This is a genomic window from Psychrobacter cibarius (genome assembly GCF_016107535.1).
Lineage (GTDB): Bacteria > Pseudomonadota > Gammaproteobacteria > Pseudomonadales > Moraxellaceae > Psychrobacter > Psychrobacter cibarius.
The window spans coordinates 338,352-360,223 of sequence record NZ_JABASQ010000001.1; the positions used below are offsets into that span (position 1 = coordinate 338,352).

The 21,872-nt window shown below is 42.4% G+C and carries 20 protein-coding genes; 8 read left to right on the forward strand and 12 right to left on the reverse strand.

Annotated elements, in window-relative coordinates; all coding sequences use genetic code 11:
* The first annotated feature begins 202 nt into the window (after positions 1–202).
* Entirely contained in the window at positions 203–1,372 is a 1,170-nt protein-coding gene (gene truD, locus JFC08_RS01495; protein ID WP_227697595.1) for a tRNA pseudouridine(13) synthase TruD, read from the forward strand.
* Between the two features lie 32 nt (positions 1,373–1,404).
* On the opposite strand, the gene JFC08_RS01500 is transcribed toward truD, so the two are convergent.
* A complete protein-coding gene (locus JFC08_RS01500) occupies positions 1,405–2,862 on the reverse strand; it encodes a GGDEF domain-containing protein (protein ID WP_193008597.1) in 1,458 nt (485 codons plus the stop codon).
* Between the two features lie 362 nt (positions 2,863–3,224).
* Positions 3,225–4,106, reverse strand: a complete 882-nt coding sequence (locus JFC08_RS01505) for a PHP domain-containing protein (RefSeq protein ID WP_193008596.1) — start codon at positions 4,104–4,106, stop codon at positions 3,225–3,227.
* A 222-nt stretch (positions 4,107–4,328) separates the two neighbouring features.
* Here JFC08_RS01505 and ispZ point away from each other — a divergent pair, with 222 nt between their 5' ends.
* The 4 genes from ispZ to mnmC2 all read left to right on the forward strand — a co-directional run bounded on the left by ispZ (position 4,329) and on the right by mnmC2 (position 7,995).
* A complete protein-coding gene (gene ispZ / locus JFC08_RS01510) occupies positions 4,329–4,880 on the forward strand; it encodes a septation protein IspZ (RefSeq protein ID WP_198329447.1) in 552 nt (183 codons plus the stop codon).
* Positions 4,881–5,018: 138 nt separating this feature from the next.
* Positions 5,019–5,348 carry a YciI family protein gene (locus JFC08_RS01515; protein WP_109589571.1) on the forward strand — a complete coding sequence of 110 codons (330 nt, stop codon included), beginning with the start codon at positions 5,019–5,021 and terminating at the stop codon, positions 5,346–5,348.
* Between the two features lie 62 nt (positions 5,349–5,410).
* Positions 5,411–5,785 (forward strand): SH3 domain-containing protein, encoded by a 375-nt coding sequence (locus JFC08_RS01520; RefSeq protein WP_227676030.1) that lies wholly within the window; start codon positions 5,411–5,413, stop codon positions 5,783–5,785.
* A 56-nt stretch (positions 5,786–5,841) separates the two neighbouring features.
* Positions 5,842–7,995, forward strand: a complete 2,154-nt coding sequence (gene mnmC2 / locus JFC08_RS01525) for a tRNA (5-methylaminomethyl-2-thiouridine)(34)-methyltransferase MnmC2 (RefSeq protein ID WP_227697573.1) — start codon at positions 5,842–5,844, stop codon at positions 7,993–7,995.
* Between the two features lie 17 nt (positions 7,996–8,012).
* Here the strand turns inward: mnmC2 and yiaA are convergent, their stop codons facing one another.
* Positions 8,013–8,570 (reverse strand): inner membrane protein YiaA, encoded by a 558-nt coding sequence (gene yiaA, locus JFC08_RS01530; RefSeq protein WP_198329449.1) that lies wholly within the window; start codon positions 8,568–8,570, stop codon positions 8,013–8,015.
* A 195-nt stretch (positions 8,571–8,765) separates the two neighbouring features.
* Here yiaA and JFC08_RS01535 point away from each other — a divergent pair, with 195 nt between their 5' ends.
* Positions 8,766–9,398, forward strand: a complete 633-nt coding sequence (locus JFC08_RS01535) for a hypothetical protein (protein ID WP_198329450.1) — start codon at positions 8,766–8,768, stop codon at positions 9,396–9,398.
* A gap of 136 nt (positions 9,399–9,534) precedes the next feature.
* Positions 9,535–10,164, forward strand: coding sequence for a hypothetical protein (locus JFC08_RS01540; protein ID WP_227697575.1), 630 nt, complete (start codon positions 9,535–9,537; stop codon positions 10,162–10,164).
* 119 nt (positions 10,165–10,283) lie between these two features.
* Here JFC08_RS01540 and JFC08_RS01545 read toward each other — a convergent pair whose 3' ends face one another.
* From JFC08_RS01545 to ffh, 7 genes are all read right to left on the reverse strand, one after another.
* Positions 10,284–10,958 carry a DUF4112 domain-containing protein gene (locus JFC08_RS01545; protein WP_227697576.1) on the reverse strand — a complete coding sequence of 225 codons (675 nt, stop codon included), beginning with the start codon at positions 10,956–10,958 and terminating at the stop codon, positions 10,284–10,286.
* Positions 10,951–11,868 carry a 4-hydroxybenzoate octaprenyltransferase gene (gene ubiA, locus JFC08_RS01550; RefSeq protein ID WP_198329452.1) on the reverse strand — a complete coding sequence of 306 codons (918 nt, stop codon included), beginning with the start codon at positions 11,866–11,868 and terminating at the stop codon, positions 10,951–10,953. Before ubiA ends, JFC08_RS01545 begins: the two co-directional genes overlap by 8 nt.
* 121 nt (positions 11,869–11,989) lie before the next feature.
* Positions 11,990–12,232 carry a hypothetical protein gene (locus JFC08_RS01555; RefSeq protein ID WP_198329453.1) on the reverse strand — a complete coding sequence of 81 codons (243 nt, stop codon included), beginning with the start codon at positions 12,230–12,232 and terminating at the stop codon, positions 11,990–11,992.
* 77 nt (positions 12,233–12,309) lie between these two features.
* Positions 12,310–13,221 (reverse strand): class I SAM-dependent methyltransferase, encoded by a 912-nt coding sequence (locus JFC08_RS01560; protein WP_227697577.1) that lies wholly within the window; start codon positions 13,219–13,221, stop codon positions 12,310–12,312.
* A 46-nt stretch (positions 13,222–13,267) separates the two neighbouring features.
* The gene (locus tag JFC08_RS01565; protein ID WP_198329454.1) at positions 13,268–14,110 is read right to left on the reverse strand and encodes an undecaprenyl-diphosphate phosphatase; all 843 of its coding nucleotides are present in this window, start codon (positions 14,108–14,110) and stop codon (positions 13,268–13,270) included.
* A gap of 96 nt (positions 14,111–14,206) precedes the next feature.
* Positions 14,207–14,890, reverse strand: coding sequence for a tRNA (adenosine(37)-N6)-threonylcarbamoyltransferase complex dimerization subunit type 1 TsaB (gene tsaB, locus JFC08_RS01570; RefSeq protein WP_198329518.1), 684 nt, complete (start codon positions 14,888–14,890; stop codon positions 14,207–14,209).
* 204 nt (positions 14,891–15,094) lie between these two features.
* Positions 15,095–16,645, reverse strand: coding sequence for a signal recognition particle protein (gene ffh / locus JFC08_RS01575; RefSeq protein WP_055124688.1), 1,551 nt, complete (start codon positions 16,643–16,645; stop codon positions 15,095–15,097).
* Between the two features lie 488 nt (positions 16,646–17,133).
* On the opposite strand from ffh, the gene JFC08_RS01580 reads away from it, so the two are divergent.
* Positions 17,134–17,925: a cytochrome C assembly family protein gene (locus JFC08_RS01580; RefSeq protein WP_055124689.1), complete on the forward strand. Its 792-nt coding sequence runs from the start codon at positions 17,134–17,136 to the stop codon at positions 17,923–17,925.
* 123 nt (positions 17,926–18,048) lie between these two features.
* Here JFC08_RS01580 and purU read toward each other — a convergent pair whose 3' ends face one another.
* Complete coding sequence (purU, locus tag JFC08_RS01585; RefSeq protein ID WP_227697578.1) at positions 18,049–18,978, reverse strand: formyltetrahydrofolate deformylase; 930 nt, start codon at positions 18,976–18,978, stop codon at positions 18,049–18,051.
* 184 nt (positions 18,979–19,162) lie between these two features.
* The gene (locus JFC08_RS01590; protein WP_198329455.1) at positions 19,163–21,562 is read right to left on the reverse strand and encodes an Ig-like domain-containing protein; all 2,400 of its coding nucleotides are present in this window, start codon (positions 21,560–21,562) and stop codon (positions 19,163–19,165) included.
* Positions 21,563–21,872 lie beyond the last annotated feature (310 nt).

Here is a 21,872-nt window from a genome sequence, read left to right on the forward strand (position 1 = left end):
GCGTTGCAAAACGTAATCGTTAACTGTTAATCCCTATGCTTACCTATTCTTTTTAAATCTTATCCTCAACATAAAAGACGACTTTATGACTTCTCGTGATGACATGACCGATATTAATGCTAGCCCTCAATCCGCTCTTGAAAGTACTCAACCTGATAACGAGTTACCTGCTAATGGGTCGTTTAATAATGAGCAGTTTGATATGGCAAGTATCGATATTACCGTAGCGACGGATACTGCGCAGTTACCGCAGCCTCTTCAACCACCTGTACAGCAAGCAACCTATAAAGCCCACGCAACAGACTTTATCGTTAATGAGCTATTGCCGCTCGAATTCATCGGTGAAGGTGAGCATTTATGGCTGCATATCCAAAAATCAGGGATGAATACCGCTTATCTTGCCAAACTTCTATCAGAGTGGGCAGAGATTCCTCTGCGCGATGTTGGTTATTCAGGTCTTAAGGATCGCCATGCATTGACAACCCAGTGGTTTAGCTTGCGAATCCCAAAAAAACAACTGCCTGCTGCTGAGTTTGCACCAGTCGATATCGGAGCCGATGAATCGGTCACGATCATCGACCAGAAATGGCACAACAAAAAGCTCAATCGCGGCACGCATCGCGCCAATCAATTTATCATCACCTTGCGTGATATCCAATTTGCTGATTTTGATACAGCATTGCCAGCACCTGAGCAATTATTGTCGGCGAAGCAAGATGTCGAGCAGCATTTAGCAAGCATCGCTATAAATGGCGTGCCCAATTATTTCGGCCCTCAGCGTTTTGGACGTAATGGCAATAATATTAGAGAAGCATTATCGCTGTTTGCCCGCCCACTACAGCAAAGTCGACCACAACCCAAAAAGAGCAAACGCAAGCACGCGCCACGTGAGCAGAATACAATGGAGCTGTCTGCCGCACGTAGCTTAATTTTCAATGAGATATTGGCGTTACGTGTACGTGATGGCAGCTGGAATACTGGGCTGGCAGGCGAAGTGTTTAACTTAGAGGGTTCAGGGTCAATATTTACTAGCGAAGCCATAGACGACACGTTGCGTGAACGCCTTGAGACGGGTGATATCCATCCCACTGCTGCATTATGGGGCAAGGATAATGATAAAGTCAGCGGCATGGCGGCAAGTACTGAGAAAAATGTGATTCAGCAAAATCCGCTACTGGCTCGCTTAGCCAATGGCTTAGAGCAGCGCGATGTAAAAGCACAGCGACGCGCGCTGCGCCTACCTATTGAAGCGCTGTCTTGGGAATGGCAGGATAAAGATAATGAACAGACATTGGTGCTGAGCTTTACGTTAACGACAGGTAGCTTTGCCACCAGTGTCTTGGCAAGCTTAGTAAAACAATTAATACACTAAAACGTAGTTGACCCTTCGACTATGGCAGCCAGCTATGTGCCATAAAGCGCTTCAATATTATTATTTTTTGCTGCCAACATCTCGTTGGCACTCACCACTTGATCACGGCCACGGCCTTTGGCTTCATACAAAGCCTTATCTGCCATACAAATTAAGCGCTGGCAAATATCATGAGGTAGCTGCACTGCGGGAATTTTACGATTCACGCGTTTGCTACTATACGAGGGGATTCTCTGCGGTTTAGCAAGCGACTGCGAGGCATCCTTTTTATTCAGAGTTTCGCAGGCTTGTTTTATACAATTACGCTCACCATGGGTCAGTGTATATAGCCCCAAGCTGGCAGTCACACTAAAGGCTGTATCGTCATCGAGAATGATGACGTGTTTGGCGATAACGCGCCGTAATTGTTCAGCTATTATCATAGCTGTGTCGTGCTTCGTATCTGGCAATACAATCAAAAACTCCTCACCGCCATAGCGACTCACGATTGTTTCATCAGTTAAAGACTGCAAGAGCGTCTGCGCGACCTCCACCAATACTCGATCCCCGATCTCATGACCGTAACTGTCATTGACCTCTTTAAACCAATCCAAATCCAATAAAATAACGCTGATATCTTGATGGTCTTCTACTGACTTCAGCACCTGCTTCATTTGCATCATCCCGTAACGGCGACTTTTGAGTTGGGTTAGCTCATCTTGATTGGCATGCTGCAGAATTTCCTTTTTACTGTCATCTAATATTAGTAACAAAGTACGAAACATATAGATAATAAAAATAGCTTTTGGTAGCGCCATATAAATATGTGTAGAACGCCAAAAAAAAGCGGAAGATCGGCGCAATTGATCAACACTGTCCCAATTTAGCGTGCCATTTTGAAAAATAGAGGCAGAGATGGCGTTTTCGATTGTCGTAATTTCACTATAATTGATATAACTATAATAGGTATCAAGAGGAATGACCGTGAGCGTCATTTGACGCAGATTGGGTAAAGTAACGCCAAGATAAGGAATAAATGTGACTGCCAGAATGACGGCTGCGTGCCCTAAAAACGCTCTCCATACATAGCGCCGACGTATAAGCATCATCCCCAGTATCGCACCGCCGACTAAAGAGACGCCCGCGACCAAGCTACTATGTCCTAAAACTAAAATAACCATTGCAATATAGGCACTATAAACCGTAATTAGTATGCCTTGCCATTTATACAAATTGCTATTGGCTTTTTTGACAGGTGAAAAACGACTGGTCATCCATAATAAAAACAAAGCTACCAGTGTCACGCCGAACCATAGTGGATACAACAGGGCTATATCGACATAGGTGTCATAAACATCGCGGCGCCACCAAACAAACAAACACCATAGCCAGTGTAAAGATACCTCCATCACCATAAATAAAGCCAGTAATGACGTTTTATCAGCAGCTTGCCACTCAAAAATTGCTTGAGATAGCTTGGTGTAGCCTAGATGAGATATCGATACAGCCATAGTAGGGCTACCGCAAATATTGAAAGTTATTAAGTCGACATTAAAACCATTAAATAAAAATCAAAAGCCTGAATCAATAATAATAAATGATATGAATTTTTACCTTATACCATTCCCAAAAACTTAAGTAGATAAGAATGCGAGTGTCGGTACTACATTTTGTAAACTAAATGGGAGTTAACCCCGACAATTTCATTTTTAAAAATAAATCCCACTTATCTAGTGTGGCAATTTCTGTCGCAGTTATCAATCTATTTAGTGCCTTCATGCGTCAATATATGACGCATGGTTTTTGGATAACCTGTCAATTGATATTTCAGCTGAGTTAACATTCAAAACTGTATTCAGCAATAAATTTTCGGCTAAGAAAACATTGCAAAAGACTGCCAAACTCCCTGCTGATCAGGGTTCATTGTCGGTACATCACCCAAACGACGCCACGGCATATTGCTACCATGAAAGTCACTACCGATCGAGGCGACAAGATTGTGAGCAGCGATACTGCGATCGACCATTCTGCGAGTACTAACCGGTTCGCTATTCGACGGCAGCTCACAAGCATCGCCACCAAGACCAGCAAACTCTTCAATCAGTTTACGGACTCGTGTTGCTGAAAGCTGATAACGTGTGGGATGCGCCAACACCGCCTTGCCACCACAAGCCTGAATCAGCTCAATACCGTCAGCCATGCTCAGTGCATCAATCGCCACATAAGCAGGCTTATTGTCTGCTAAATACTTATCAAAGGCTTTTTGTACCGTCTTGACTTCACCGCGCTCAAACAATACTTGACCAATATGCGCGCGCCCGACCGCTTGTGGATTGCCGCCTGCTTTATCAAGTACGGCTTGCCACAGCTCGTCATAGTTAATATCTAATAGCACACTGAGCTTTTCAGTGATTCGTTGACCACGCGTGGCACGGCTATCCTGTAATTGTTGCAGCGTTGCATGCATTTTTTCGCGATCGGTAAAATCCAGCCCCAGCACATGGATGATTTTATTGGTTGATTTATTTTTGCCATAACCACCAATAAGTGTATGCTCACAGCTTATCTCGACCCCATTAATCAGCTGCATATCGCAGGCAATGGCAGCCGCACGCGCCTCATCAATTCCTGCCAGCGTATCGTGATCGGTCAATGCCAATACATTGACGCCGGCCGCATGGGCGCGCTGCACTACTTCCGTTGGTGCATAAGTACCATCAGAGCAAGTGCTGTGACAATGTAAATCGAATTTCATAAGAGAAGCCTTAGCATTAAAAATTAAAAGTGTAGAAAATAAAAAAATGAGCACATTGGCAATAAGCCGTTATATTTGGCAGTTGTCATGATTATGAGTCATAATCATCAGGTATTGCTACGCAGGCCCGTGATATAGCATGATTATCGTGTTGATTGCTTTTTTTTGGCGCAGTAGACGTGTAAACTACCCCATACGTTTTTGTCGGACATCCCCTTTGCTATGAAAGCTTTATTAGACTTTATTCCCTTAATTGCCTTTTTTATTGCTGCTCGCTACAGTGGTATCCTAGCGGGGGCAGGTGCATTACTCATCGCCACTATCATTGTTTATGCCATTCATTTTATTCGCCAAAAAGGCACTTTTGATAAACAGCAATGGGTTGTCTTACTATTAACCATTTTGTTTTGTGGTGGTACTTTATTATTGCGTGATGATATCTATCTGCGTTGGAAGTCACCCATTATCAACGGTATCTTTGCACTAACACTTTTAGTCAGTGCTGCGATTAATAAGCCACTGATGCAACTGGCAATGAAAGATGTTTTTTTGCTGACGATGAGTGGTTGGAAAAAACTCACTCTCGCTTGGGCACTATTCTTCGCCTTTATGGGCATACTGCATTATATCACAGCGTTTACGATGTCAGATGAGGCATGGATTAACTTTAAAACTTATGGCTGGATTCCGATTATGTTGGTATTCGTCATCGCCCAGTTTGCCATATTAAAAAAGCACCTCAACCCTGCGCTCACGGATAAAACCGTCAAATAATACTCAATTTATCATTTTATAATAAAGCCAATGCTATTTCTAAATGCCGATAGCGACAATCATTAATCGCAATTAGCTCGGGCGCATTAAGCAAAACGCTTTAAATTAATCATAATTTTTATTAATCAAGGAAGTCTCATGTCCTTATTTGCCATTATTGGTCATGACGTGGCCAATAGCAGTGCACAACGTCAGATTACCCGCGCTGAACATGTCGAACGCTTGCAAGCTTTAGATCATGACAATCGACTGATTATCGCTGGTCCAACACCTATCGAGCATGGCAAAGGCGAGATGTCAGGCAGCTTAATTATTGCTGACTTTGACTCTGCAGAAGCAGCGCAATCATGGGCGAATGATGAGCCTTACTTACGTGATGGCGTGTACAGTCACGTAGATATCAAACCCTTTATCCATACATTGCCAAAAGCGGATGACAGCGCATCAGTTAAAGTAGCAAAATCGTGATTCAGTGCCTATCTTTGTTAAAAAGTCGCTCTTATCAGCGTAGCATTGTTAGTATGATTTTTATGGCTACTGTTTCAGCACAGGCTGCGCCGACGGTGACAGCTATCGATGTGGCTGATCCAACACTCACGACACCCGTGCCAGCTCAACCAATATCGACCGCTCAACCAACGAAAAACTCAGTGATGAATATCAGCGATACATTGGCGGCGCAATTACAACCATCTGATAAGGCGTTATCCGATGCCAATCAGCAGTTATTAAGCCGTAATGCACAGTTGCAGCGCGAGTTGAATGACTTGCAAACTCAAGTGAATGTTTTGGTCTACGAGAGCAAAGGTCAGCTTTTTTTATACGGTGCATTTACTGTCTTAATTAGCTTACTGGTCGGTATTTTTATTTCTTGGTTGGTGTTTGTCCGCCGTGAACGCTGGTAACTAATACCACGCGCTTTTTATTGATTTATCTTATGTGACTGTCTATGTCTAAATCCATGTTCGAATCAAAAGATACTGATACATCGTCGACACCCTCCAAAAACACTCAGTCACTAAGCATTCACTCATCAAATATCACCCCTGCCAAGATTAATTGGCAGATGGATGATACGGGTAATAAAGTGCCTGTATCGGGTGAGTTTGGTGATGTTTACTTCTCAAATGCTGATGGTTTAGCGGAATCGCGTCATGTGTTTTTGACGCACAATCAATTGCCTGAACGACTGACCAATCTTGCACCAAAGCAATGCTTTACGATTGCTGAATTGGGCTTTGGTACTGGGTTGAACCTCTTAGCGACTTGGCAGCTATGGCGACAGCTGCGAGATATACACCCTCAATTAGCAACTGCAAAACTGCATTTTATTACCACTGAAAAGTTCCCGATACCCCTTACCGACCTTACCCAAATACTTGCCTTATGGGGACAGCGCGCGCCTGAATTGACAACACTGATTGAGCTATTATTAGCGGCCTATCCGCCTCCTATCGCGGGCTGTCATCGTTTGAGTTTCTTTGATGATAATTTGACCGTTGATATATGGTTGGGTGACGCAGCTGAGAGCTTAGCCAAACTGGCAAATAACTCTTCTAGCTCGCATGCACCTTATGTTGACGCTTGGTTTTTAGATGGTTTTGCGCCCTCTTGCAATAGTACCTTGTGGGCGGATAGTATTTTTGCACAAATACAGCGTTTATCACGACCCAATACAACTGCCGCCACCTATAGCTGTGCCGGTATCGTCAAACGTGCGCTGCAAGATTGTGGCTTTCAGATTAAAAAAGTGAAAGGCTTTGGTCGTAAGAACGAAATGCTAACGGCGGTCATGCTAGATACCATAAATTTAACTGACAATAATAATGGCAACAATAGTAAAGACATAAATAGTAAAGACATCACCTTTTACAATAATGCTAGCATCGCCGCGCCCGACAACGATAGCCAATCTGCCAAACCCACTGACAACCTGCCCGCCCATAGCATTGTCATTGGCGCTGGCGTTTCAGGGCTATTAACGGCTTGGTCATTGGCCAATCGTGGTATTCAAGTGACTTTGCTAGATAAATCAGCACCTTTGGCAGGCGCATCAGGCAACCCTCGTGCTCTGCTCGCTCCCAAGATGACGCCCATTCATCATGTCGATGAACATTTGCATACCATAGGCTATCTCTATAGCAGCAGGCTATATCGATGCTTAAATGTAGGTGTTGAAAAATCAGGATTAGTGCCAATACTTGAACCAACGGGCGCTCTTGATCTGCTTATGAAAGCCAATATTGGCACAGAGCAAATCGCTGATTATCCCGATGAGATGGCCACCACACTACCCCATGAGCAGGCGCAAACTGTCAGCGGGTTAAAAACACAAGATTTATCAGAGAATTTGTATTTACCGCAGTCTGGCTTGGTCAATCCGCAAGCATTAAAAGATACTATCCTAATGCATCCGCTCATCCACTTTCAGCAAGTAGACGTTAAGAGTATTAGCGAAACAGAAGAAAGTGTTTGTATCGAAGGCAATAATCAGGATAAGCAGACGATATCCATTAGCGCTGATAATGTGGTCATTTGCGCAGCTTTTGAGAGTCATCACCTGGACAAGCGTATTTTTGATTGTCGTAAAATTCGTGGTCAGCTTTCTTGGTTTACGCCCACAACCGAGCAGCTCACCATATTGCCCAAAATACCGCTTAAATACAGCGGTTACTGTGCGTTATTTACCGCGCAAACAGGCGATGCACAATTGAACGATGTTGTAGAACAGCAATCTCAGTTTTTATTAGGCGCAAGCTTTATACGTAATGATACCGACATAGATATCCGCACAGAAGAGCATCAGATTAGCCGCGACAAACTAGTGACTGCCATTCCTGAGATGGACTCGATTATTCCAACAGATATTAGTTTGTGGCAAGGACGGGTGGGGATTCGTACGCAAACGCCTGATTACCATCCTATCGTTGGAGCGTTAGCAGACAGTAAACGAACTTGGGTCATGAGTGCCATGGGAGCTAAGGGGTATGCCATCGCACCAATATGTGCTGAAGCGCTAACAGATATGATGTTAGGAGCATTTGCCCCCTTATCAATAGCGATGCTTGCGCGCCTGTCGCCAAATCGTACGCGTTTACAAACACCGCTTACTTGAGATTTTTAGTCAAAGGTTTAATCACTGCCTTCCATTCTAGATTTAACCGCGCCAAAAAGTGATTTTCCAGTGTCAGAGTCGCGGGACTCTTGATGACCAATTTTAGTACTACTTTGAGTATCAGTCATAATCATTGGTGCAGTTAAAGTGCGAATCTGTGCTTCGTCACGGGTGTTTTTTTGGATGGTCACTGCAGCAAATAAACTCATGGTAAATGCCATCATATAAAAGCCCTTTTCACTTAAGCTTAAACTTCCCGCATTCATCAAACCAATAGCGATTAGCGCAATGGATAATCCAAGAGCCGCCCAGCTGATTAGATAATACATATTGGTTGTTGGAATACCTTCACTACGATCACGAAGGGTTTTTTGCAAACTAATTGCTGAATAAAGACCTAGCGCCAGCACCGCTATATAATAGCCTTTTTCATTTAATAACATACTCTGTGCATTCCATAAGCCAAGTAAATACGCTAGGACACCCACCAACATCACCGCCCAAGAAGTACCGACATAAGCAGTAGTTGGTTTATAAGCGGCTAGCTGACTCTTAGTAATCGTGTCATTATTCATCATCTTCCTTAATTAGAAATAGGCAAGCACTTAGTCGTAAAAGATATAGTGGTAAGATACATAATAGCGAGATAAACAGTAGCAAGATACAACTTTTATCGACCGCTATTTTGCCTTAACATAACACAAGCATGTTATATTGTAATCTAAAAAATTTTTTTTAATAAATAGCATTTTTTATGACAGAGTCCCGACATGTCTTTTTTTACCTTACTCATTTTGCTTAGCCTAATTGTTATTGTGCCCATATTTTTTGTGATGAAAGAAAAATCTAAGCACACACAGATTGCTTCTATACAGCGGCATCAAGAATACTTGGCTTCTGCGAATCTTGTCGCTACCCAGTCTAAAGCAGATATGACTGTGAACAACGAAGTAAATCATGAGCGAGCTAACGGGCTCAGCATGATTAATTTTTCAGCTCGACATCCTTTTATCAAGCTACTTTATGACGAGCAAGTACCTAAGGCGTTTCGATCTGTGATGGATGATATTGGACAACAATATGAGTCCACCCATCATGAAGAAATCACTGAATCACAGCTATTTACCCTCAATAAACTCATCACCACACGTGTTCCAGAATTGATGGGCGACTACCTTAGCCTTGATCAACATTATGCCAAAACAGTCATTATCGATACCGACAAACAAAATACCAGCTATGACATGGTATTAGATCAATTAAACTCGATTTTAGATTTTTCTCAAAAGCTCAATATTCAAAGCCAAAGTGGCGTTGTAGACAAGCTACTTGCCAGCCGTCGATACTTAGATGACGTGTATAAAGAAAGCGGTATGGCAGCCGACAACCTAAAACTGAAATAAGTAATGCCTGTAGATAGTAAGCAAGAAATTGATAATAATAGCAAATGACGATCATATTTGACTTTGAGGGATAAATAAGTCTACGTCGTTCACTATACTTTAAACAAAAACTCTGCCAATGGATAGCCGTATTATCATGAAAATCGATGCTCTTACAATTGCAAAATCAAAACCCTTTTTTCAGGCGATTTCTGCTATTTTTTTAAGTCTTTCACTATTGAGTGCTTGCCAAAAAGCACCAGAGCCTGAGACAGATAACGAAACAATCTCTGAAGCGGCAGTACAAACCACACCCGTGACTACCAATATTAATGTTGATACGACCGCTAATAATGGTGATGATATCGCAAATCCTGAAGTAGGTTCAGAACAAGATGTAAGCTTAACTGAGCTAGAGAATGACCTTGGTGCAACAGACTCGGCAGTAAACAATACTGCACCAGCACCAGCACCAAATCCAGAACAAGCCATTAAAGGCGCGCAAATTACTGATGTCCGTTATAAAAATGCGGCTGGTGAATCACTCTCGGTCGTTTTTGAAACCTCAGCAGCAGGCGTACTCAACGCTATCATTAGCCTACCGAACAAACCAAAAATGACACTAAGTGCGCCAGAAGGCCAAGGCAATAACCCAACTTATCGATCAAGCGATGGCAGCATCCAACTGGTCAGTCATGCTGGTGGTGGTACTATCGATCTTGTCCAAAATAACAAAATTACTAGCTTTGATGCAGTCAGTGCCGAAGCAGAAGTCATCACTGAGTAATTGATTAAAAAATACAGCTTAGCACCTTTAAAAATTTACATAAAAGAAATCTCTTGAGCATTAAAAAGGCAGCAAATATTTATGATATTTGCCGCCTTTTTAATGCTATTAACTTTTCTCTAGCCAAATCCAGTTACTTTGCCAAACAGACTGACCAGCCAACTGATTACTGCCCACAGTCCCCAACCAATCACTACAATAACGATTAATCCCAATAGATCAGGAATGTGCAAATACAGCCATGCAATGATAGGGTTATGCCAAAAAGCGCCAAAACGGCTACGCTGTTTGTCTTCTAGCGATTGATGCAAAAATGGTCGATCCATATGCATGGTTTCGGTGATACCATACTCATCGTGCAGATGCTCATGCACGATGCCCAAAGTCTTACGACTGGGTCGAATAAAAATATCAAGCAGCGTCCCAATACCCGGTACGATACCAACGACCATATCAATGAGTGCCAGTCTGACAGCAGGCGTCATTTTATGCGCTGGCACACCCAGCTGACGCCCTAATACAAAAGCATAGCTGGTTAAAGCCAGTCCCGCTAAATCTCCTGCCAGCGGAATCGTCGAAAGCGCTGCATCTGCACCCATGCCTTGTTTGGTAAAAGGCACACGTACCAGCGAATCCATCGTATTAGCAAACTTAGCCAATTTACGCTCGGTGGCGATCACTTGTTCGCGTGTTAGCCCATGCTCAGCTAGCTTTGATTGATAATCGATGACAGGTGCATTGGCATCAGAAGATTTTTTCGCTTTTGACTTTGAGAGCTTTTTGAAGTTATCCATTAAAAGTCGTCCATAGACAAGCGATTGCAATGAGAGCAAAGACGTAACGCCCTACCCATATATTGGCTAAAAACGCTTGGAAACAGGCTCTTGCATTACGAGTAGCACAAGCGCTATTTTGCTTAGCAAACATCATCGCCACTAACGCCAAGCCAAATACTGGCGTCAGGCCTAAGCTTGTCGGTGCAAAGTAATGCCAAATGACCGCGCCCATAATAAGCAAAAACAATGTTTGTAGCAGCGAGATGATAATCACATCATAGCGACCAAATAATATTGCCGTTGATTTGACCCCAATTTTTAAATCATCTTCACGGTCAGCCATAGCATATTGGGTATCATAAGCCACAGTCCAACACATATAAGCGACAAATAACAGCCAACACCATATATCAGGCGCGCCTTGTATCGCCACATACGCCATCGGTATCGCCCAACCAAAAGCCGCTGCTAAAAACACCTGCGGCAAATGGGTAAAACGCTTCATAAATGGATAAATGAATGCCAATAACACTGCGCCAAGCGACCAGTAAAATACGGCTATCGGCAAAAAGAATAGCAAACTGGCACTGAGTAATACCAATACTAAAAAAGCAGCGATTGCTTCTTTAGCAGACAGACGCCCATCAGCTAATGGACGGCCTTTGGTGCGGGTCACATGACCATCGACCTTACGATCGGCAAAATCATTGATCGCGCAACCTGCCGCCCGCATAAAAATCGCGCCCAGCGCAAAAATCACCAACATCTTAAGACTTGGTAGACCTGCACTTGCACCTTGCTGTTGCGCTTGACCCATCGCCGCCAGCATTACGCCCCATAGCGTTGGCCATAATAATAGCTCAATACCTACTGGTTTATCAAAGCGCGTCAGCTGCAGGTAAGCTTGTAGTTTGTCATCGAATGTCATGGTATTTTAATTATCACTGATAGAATATTCTGTATGCCTATTTGTATTTATATAACTGTCTGAAAGCCAATAGATTAAGCCAATAGATTAAGCCAATAGATTAAGCTAATAGATTGGCGAGCTACTGAATTTGCTGCCACAGTTTATTTGCCTCGATGAGCGACAGCTCAGGATATTGTTTACGTAAAGCTTTAATAGCAGGGATTTTGTCTTTTTGTGCGGCTTGTTGACGCAAAAATGCCACATAATCTTCAGGACGACTGAGCTCTTTTAAACGAGCTTCTAGCCTTAATATTCGGGTGCGCAAAATAATGTTGATTAATAATAATCCTGCACCCATGATCCAAATAATTAACGTCGACATTCCCTGCTCCTAAATTCCCTAATTCTAAAAATACAAACTTGTTAACTGAGCACAGTAATTATCATAAAAAATGGCTATTAAACAAAATAACCATCAAAGCGTACGGCTTCGTTATGCCAGCTCTCACTTGGTTGTTGATGCGCAAGTAACGGCGCAAATTGCGGACGCTTAACGACCACGCGGCCAGACGTTTGAGCATTTTGACGGACGACTGCTTGCGCACTTTGTAGCAACTGTTCTTCCTGTTCTAGCGTTGGTGGGCTAGCCAATTGGTGTAAGGCTTGCATGTGCTTGCCTACTTTAGCGCCTTTACCCGTTTTGCTATCTTGATAACTGTCTTCCGGAAACATAGGATCCAGATACACCACATCGACTGCTTTCATATCGATTTCTTTAGTGTCATCTATCGCATCTGCTGCTAGAGTTGCAAAATAGCCAAGCGCATCGGTATTGATAATATGCAGACGGCTCATCAGCTTTTGCCAATTTGCTAGCCCACTCATACGCTGCTGCTCTACTAACAATAACAATGCCATCAAGGGCTGCTGCTCGAGCATAATGACCTGTGCGCCCGTACTGGCTAATATCAGACTGTCATGACCAAAGCCTGCTGTAGCATCGATAACATGACTGTCAGATGTGATTTTGACTGCTTGTAATAATAACTCAGACTTACGCCCCGCACTCACCACACGGCGTTGCAGCTTATCCCATTCTGGTGCAACGCTTAACCCATCGCTCAGCCATGATAGCTTATTTTTTTCATCCAACAACAATATAGGTTGGGTAGCTGTCTGGCTTAACTGCTGGCGACGTTTTTGACTAAGCTTATCGGTAAACAGCTCAAGGTGTAAAATAATGGGCAGCTGATGTGCGATTATCAGCGCTTGTATATCTGCAACCTGACTATGCTGCGACTCGCTGACATAGTATAGTTGGCAGTGCATAATGTTACTACTCTCTTTGCACCCTTGGCGTGAAGCGGTCATCTCTACTTTCCTATTCGCGGCTTATAGACTCATCCTACAATCGGCTCTAGCCTGCCATTTGATAACCAAAACCCCAAGCCGCTATTAATACAATGATGCCAGTAATAATGCGTAACCACGCAAAGATTTTAAAATCACGACGACTGACCCATTCTACTAGCAAACGGATACAGAGTAAGGCGACGATAAATGACACCACCGTACCTATACCTAATACCAGCCAATCCTCGCTATTAGTCAATACATCATGATGCTTCAGCAAATCTAATAATGCCGCGCCCACGATGACTGGAATACCCAAAAAGAAAGAAAATTCAGCGGAAGCTTTACGTGAGACGCCGAGCCATAGCGCGCCGATAATTGTCGCGCCTGAGCGTGATGTTCCCGGTATCAATGCCAGACATTGCAGCAGACCAATCATCAACGCGGTTTTTAGATTGACGTCTTCTGCTTCTTGCGCAATAATCGTTTTAGGGCGATTTTCTACATAGAATATCAATAAACCACCGATAATCAGCATAATTGCCACGACGATGGGATTAAATAAATATGATTTAATCTCATCAGCGAAGGTAAAACCAACGATCATCACCGGAATAGTCGCCACAATCAAGCTAAGTCCTAGCTGGCGTGGATTACTCATGCCTTCAGCTTTGCCTGTCAGCAGACCCATCAGCGCTTGCCATAGTCTGTCCCAGTAATCATAAATGACCGCTAAGATAGCGCCAAGCTGCACCACTACCACAAATAAATCGACTTTTTCTTTGGTCCAAAAGCCCAGCAAATCCGCTGATAAAATCAAGTAGCCAGTGCTAGAGATGGGTAAAAATTCAGTGATACCTTCAACGATACCCATGATAACAGCTTGAATTAATAAAATGATATCCACGATGGCTTTCCTAAATATGGATCTATTGGCTAATAGTGTTTTAGAGTATTTTTATATTTTATATAGCGCTGATAATGGCTGGCATTAATATGATGGTTACGCCTTACCTTGCTCTTTTAGCGTTTTCCACGCTTGATTGCGCAGATACTTTGGCAACGCTTGCGAGGCTTCTGTGCCGCCTGTCGCCCTAAATTGAGCAATACCAAGCTGCCCTATCACAGTAGCATCAGGGTGAATATCTACCTGAATGATCTGACCATCATGTAATGTTAATAACGGCGCACCATTGCCAGCAATGGGAATATTGAGCACCGTCTGGCTGTCATAATCGAGCAACTGCTCGGTATCTTCGCCATTTTCTTGATTAACCGCCTGCATAAGGTTGTCTATTAGCACATATTGCCCAAAATACACTTGCTGCATACGCGCATCAAGGGCGCTATACACTTCGGTCACACCATATTTTTGATACGCTGCTTGCGCAATCGCTTGTAAGCTTGAGACTCCGACACAAGGAATATCATGGGCGACAGACAATGCTTGTACTACTGCCGTATTAATCCGTATGCCACTAAAGGCACCAGGACCACGGTTAAATATCAAGGCTTGTAAATCAGCAAGGTTGAGCTTAGCCTCGGACAAAGCGGCGTCAATCATTGGCAGAATTTGCTGGGTTTGCTGGCGTTTACCCGTCTCCGTATGACTCGATAGCACTTGACCACTGACATCTAAAATCGCGATCGAACACTGATCAAACACGGTATCCATTGCTAAAAACATCATAACCTCGACCTATTGACTTAGCATTATAAAACAGCGCCTATCATAGCATTTAGGATAGGCAAATTTTATTAATTTATAAATTTTCATATTTAATCCATCAATATTTATGGGAACATGACAGACATAAAAAACCCCAAAGCGACTTGCACCTTGGGGTTTTCATTAAGAATTCAATACTATAGCAATCTAAGCATCTATCAATTAAAAACGGGTTTTAAACTTTTTTGGCGCTTGATTCTGCATTTCCTGCATTTGTTTTTGCATCTCTTCGGTGCTTGGCATGTTGTTTGGATCCAGACCCATCTGCTTAGCCATTTGTTGTGGATTCACATCTTTGACGCCGCCTTGCTGACCGCCGCCACCAAATAAAGGACCGCCACCGCCGCCACCTGCAGCACCGCCACCCATTAGCCCTTGCATCGACTTCATCATTTTACTGATGCCTTCAGGCTTGGAGATCATTTTCATCATTTTTGCCATTTGCTTGTGTTGTTTAAGCAAACGATTGACGTCTTGAATCTCACGTCCAGAACCTGCGGCAATACGGCGCTTACGGCTTGGATTAATTTTATCGGGATTTTTGCGCTCAAATGGCGTCATCGAATTAATCAACGCTTCCATCTCACGTACTTTTTCTTCTGGCTTGGCATCCTCGACCGCTTTTTGCATATCCGAGCCGCCCATACCTGGCATCTTATCTAAGAAGCCTGCCATGCCGCCCATGCTTTTCATTTGTTGGAACTGGGTCAATAGATCCTCAAGGTCGAAATCACCGCCCTTTTGCATCTTTTTCGCCATTTTTTCGGCTTTATCACGGTCGATTTTTTGTTCAACTTCTTCGACCAAACTCAGTACGTCACCCATACCAAGAATACGTTGAGCGATACGTTCAGGATGGAACAGCTCTAACGCGTCTAATTTTTCACCGCGACCTAAAAACTTAATTGGTTTGCCAGTAATCGCACGTACAGAAAGTGCCGCACCACCGCGCGCATCACCATCAGTCTTAGTTAAAATCACACCCGTTAATGGCAGCGCATCATTAAAGGCTTTGGCAGTATTTGCCGCATCCTGACCCGTCATCGCATCGACGACAAATAACGTTTCAGACGGATTGACCGCTGCAGTTAACGCCTTAATTTCAGCCATCATAGTCTCATCGATAGCCAGACGACCAGCGGTATCAATAATCAAAATATCTTGGTACTGAATCTTTGCTTCTTCGATAGCACGCAGCGCAATATCAATCGGGTTTTCGTCGCTACTTGAATTAACAAACTTGGCATTCACTTGACCTGCCACTTGCTCAAGCTGAGCAATCGCCGCTGGACGATAGACGTCAGCGGATACCAGCATCACTTTTTTCTTATGACGCTCTTGTAAAAACTTCGCCAATTTACCGGCAGTCGTGGTTTTACCTGCCCCTTGCAAACCAGCCAGTAAATAAACAACTGGTGGCTTACCCGTCATCTCAAGCTGCTGATTGGCACTGCCCATCATTTCGGTCAGCTCGTCATGGACGATTTTGACAAAGGCTTGCCCCGGTGCCAACTCTTTAAGTACTTCTGCACCAAGCGCTTGCTCTTTGACGCGCTTTACAAAGTCACGGGTGACGGGTAGCGCGACGTCGGCTTCTAGTAGCGCCATACGCACTTCACGCAGGGTATCTTTGATGTTGTCTTCGGTCAACTGCCCAGTACCGACGATATTGCGCAGGCTCGACGATAAACGTTCTGTTAAGGTATCAAACATAAATAACTCTCAGTTAAAATAATTCTTGGTGAAAACAATATTTACTTAAAATAATACTTACTTAAAATAATACTTACTTAAAACAATACTTAGTGAAACTGGCTTCAGCTTAAATAGCGGATAAATATTATTAGGGAATACTGTAAAGTATTTAATCGTATCTTCATAAAAACAATGATAAAAAACAGTCTATTATCAACACTATAGCACCAAGACAATGCCAAAATTATATCGGTTTTGCAAATACAGCATTACCAAAGCTTGGCGCGGCGCTTTATGACTTATAGACAATCGCTTTATAAGCTAGGCATATGAGCGCTCATTCAAGCAAACTTGGCCAAGCATTTATAAGGAATAAGCAAGTTGGTGCTCAATTGGCACCCATTTTATGATAAATTGGACGATTATTCTAATCATTCCGATAATACCACTTTAGCATTAAATTGAGCGGCTATTTTGCGCTCAGTATGAGATGAGGCATTATATCTGTGCACTTTGCATTCTTACTTGCTAGCCTAGCCTATATCTTAGTCAGCGCTTACCTTAGTTGGGCACTGACTCGGGATAAGCCTATCCATAAAGGCATCAGTTTGGGATTATTGATGGTCGGCATGCTCGCGCATGCGGCGCTACTTTATCCTTATGTTGTGACGCTTTACGGGCTAAACTTCAATCTTTTTAATATCATTAGCTTAATCAGCTTATTCTTTTTGTTCTTCTATTTTTTATTTTGTTTGTATCGCCCCATTGTTAGTCTGGGCATACTAGCAGCGCCAACAGCATTGGTAGGGTTGACAATTGGCTATATTGGCCGTGCGCCTTATCAACCCATTACGAATATCAGTATTGGGCTTGAAGCTCATATATTACTATCACTTGCCGCCTATTGTGTGCTGCTGATGGCAGCGGTGCAAGCGCTATTTTTGCGCCTACAAATACGCGAACTCAAGCACCACTCTATTCATCGTTTTTGGGTCAATAAACTACCATCACTACAAAGTATGGAGAGTCTATTATTCGATATGCTATTGGTCGGTTTTGTCCTACTAAGTATCGCATTGGGCATTGGCTTTATCTATGTAGAGGATTTGATGGCGCAGCATATTGTGCATAAGACCGTATTTAGCCTGCTGTCTTGGTTATTGTTTGGGGCGCTACTGGTCGGTAACTGGCGTGCTGGATGGCGGGGCAAACGTGCCGCCAATATGACTATCTATGCTTTTATCCTATTAGCCATCGGCTTTGTGGGCAGCAAGTTTGTGTTAGAGATGCTGATATAAAATCAGCGCTGCAATAGCAATAGGTCCAGAAAAAAGCCGTGAGTATTAATGAATAATACTCACGGCTTTTTTTAACCTTCTGTTAACCAGCACTTCTCAATTTGAACTCGCTCTAATTAAATGCTAATTAAAAACCACGGTTTTATTACCCGCTACAATCACGCGGTTTTGTACATGCCAGTTCACAGCGCGTGCCAAGACATTACGCTCGATATCACGACCAATAGCGCGCAGCTCCGTCACACCTTGACGGTGAGTGACTCGGTGTACATCTTGCTCAATGATAGGGCCTTGATCAAGCTCAGCGGTGACGTAATGCGCGGTCGCGCCAATGAGTTTCACACCTTTATCATAAGCCTGACGATAAGGGTCAGCTCCCACAAATGCAGGCAAAAATGAATGGTGAATATTAATGACTTGCATCGGCCATCGCTTGACAAAATCAGACGATAATATCTGCATATAACGCGCCAACACTAGCAAATCATTGCCTGCCATCAACTCATGAATTTGCTCTTCTGCCTCTGATTTATTGTCTTTGGTCACTGGCACATGATGGAAAGTAATACCGAAGTTCTCTACCGATTGGCGCAAGTCTTCGTGATTACTAACGACAGAGGTAATCTCGCAGTCAAGTAAACCTCGCTGATGCCGCCATAACAAATCCAACAATGCATGATCAAACTTTGATACTAAAATACCAACTTTCGTCTTAATCGCATTATCATGTAAACGCCAAGCCATGTTATGGCGCTTGGCTACCGTATGCGAAAAACTGGCTTCAAAATTCTCAATGATCTCGCTCAATCCTGCCAAAGCAAACTCTAAACGCATAAAATATTGACCACCCTCATGAGCAGTTGAATACTGATCGAGAGTGATAATATTAGCACCATAGCGATGAATAAACTCAGATACCGCTTGCACGATACCGGCTTGGTCACGGCATTTAATCAATAGCGTGGCAGTATCGATTGCCGTCTTGTTAGGCAGGTTATTAGATAGTTTATGAGATGAGTTTTTTGCTGAAGTAATCGTTACAGTGTCTGACATAGTGCGCCCAATCAAAAAATTAAACTTGCTACTGACTTTCAATACGGTCATTAGCATAGGAAACCGACTATTCTAATCGCTTTTACCTAACTTTGCTGATTGAGTTGGTTGTATTTCGTTATTGAGATTATAAATACAAAAACCCCCAACGCGTGGTTGGGGGTTTTTGTATTTATAATGGATTCTATTTAGAACTAGAGCAACTTAAATCAGTACCAAATGGACTTGTCCAGTTTGGTCGAATTGGTATGCCAATATTCACGTCAGTTACTAGAGTAGGGAAACCTATCACACGAGATTGCTGTGACTCACTACCATCTACACTAGTATTGACTGTAACACTAGCTTTGTACCAGTTTGCATACTCTTTAGGGTAACGTATAGAGAAATCTACTCTACCAGTATCATCTGTTATAAAATTAAAATTCTGGCTAGAAGTTACTTCTTGACCATTCTCATTGATAACTGCCGCCACGTTAACAGGATCTAATTGACCGTTATTGTTGAAATCTTCATTAGGATCTAAAATGCCATTATTATTTTTATCTTCTTTGCCACAAGAAACCGAATCTTGGAACCAGACAGTCCTGCCAAATATATCCTTAATGATACTAAACTCACCTTTTAAATAACTATCAGGAATCAAATTAATAGAGACTGGTTGATTAATAGCTGGCTTACCAGCACTATTGAGCACACTAATTGATCCTTTCTGGAAGTAATATACTTGATTGCTACCTGCAGAAACTTTGTCTGCAAATGCAAAACTAATATAGGTCGACTTTGTTTGGACTGTGATTGCTGAATTATCTAAGAGTGTGTTTACTGCTTTTTCCTTACCATCTGGTAATCTAATTGACTGAACCTGTGCTTCAATGACAACACCATCTGTACTTGTTGAGTTTTGGCCTGCATTATAAGTCGTTACAGCTCGACCATTATCATCAGTATACGCCACCGCTTGGCTTAAACTTCCACCAGATGCATCTCTGGTCGTCGTAAACTGTACAATAGCATTTTTGACAGGAGCATCATCCTTGTCCAAAACTCTAGCCATTACAGAGGTAGAGCCGCCCACACTTAAGACTGCACGCTCAATCTGTAGAATCAATTTTTTCGGCTCGATAGAGACAAAACTCAATACTGTCTCTTTACTATCATTGCCATATTCCGCTCTTACAGTTGCAGTTCCAGGTACATTAGATTCTACATAAAACTCAACTTTTTTACCCGTAACAGTCAATGTACGACGCGAGCTTCCTTGAACGTCATTCACTGATGCAAATATTTTGCCCTTATTTGTTGAGACATTAACGCTATCTCCATCAACAGCATCTGGCACACTCAAGATGACTTTCTGTCGATCACCGACAATAATATCTGTAGTTGGAGAAAACCCTATGTTTGAGCTACTCGTAGATACTACCGTTAAAATATCAGGAATACGCTGGCTAACTTCAACGCCTTTTACCTCAAGACCGAATAAATAGTTATCATCTACTGGTTTTAAACTAGAAGCATTTAAGTCAACTGCAAAATTACCATTATTGTCAGACTTTCCAACCCCAGCTTCCGTATCGTTGCTATAAATAATAAAATTAGCATTCGCAACTGGTTTTGCTGCGCCATCTAAGAGTTGCCCAGATACTCTAAAATTATCTCCTGCATTTACTGCATTCTTAGAAGATACCACGTTACTTACACGAGTACCTGAAGCTATGATTGGTAAGTTTTGTTCAACAATACTGTTTTTGCCATCATCAACAACAACGTTCAATACACTCTCGTGGTTCAGTTGAGCATCAACACTTACTCTACTTTGTATCAGCTCGATTTCGACTAGCCCTTCATTATCTGTGAGCTGCCGAGAAGTTCCATTCAATGACAAGCCATATAATGCAGCATCAGCAATACTGACGATGACAGGCACTCCTGCAATAATACCGCCTTTTTTATCAGTTACTCTAATACTAACTGTTGTCTTATCTTGGCCAGTCAATAGCTGATTTTTATCAGAGGAGATAAAAACATCATATACATTTTGTTTTTCAATATCAGCGTTGTCATTCGAGCCATATAGTTTAATAGATTTTGTTACATTACCAATACTAGCTTCTACTATCAATCCATTGTTTATAAGATAATCACTTTGCTCTGTAGATAATTGATTTAGCACCTCTAATCTGATTACTGCTTTGCCATTTTCATCCGTAGTAATCTTGGATTGAGAGTTACTAAATACACCTGTAGCTTTAGGGTCAGTAATTTTAAAAGTTACAGGTTGCTCTGCTAGATTACCATTGTTTGCATCTAACACTAAGGCAGTCACTTCTATAGAAGCTCCCTTAGTCATTTTAATCCCACTATAATTGGAAGATATATATATTTCACTTGCTTTAGTAGCAGAATCACCTGGAATTTGACCATCAGGGGTTACCTGCACCAAACCTGTATCAGGAGTGGGTGCAATAGAATCTACAGTATCACCGCCACCGCCACCACCACATCCAGCTAGAGTTAGTGATATTGTTAACGCCGTAAGCTGAAATAATTTAGAGGTAAAAGGTAATGAGCTATATGACATGTTTTGGACTCCGCGTCAGCAGTAATTTATTCGAGCAAATAAACAAAAATCATTACACAGAATCATAACAGATTGGTAATGATACATAGATTTACATTAACACCCGTTGTATTAACAGATTGTATTAAATATATAACAGCAACTTTACTGACTTTTGTCATAACTTACAACTAAAAATTAATTTTTACTATTAAATAATCAACAACATAGCCAGTGAATTTCAGGGTATAATAGCCATCCTTTAGATCGACAATAATCATAAAAATATTTGAGTATTCATCTCTTTTATGGTATAAATGTCGGCTTTAAA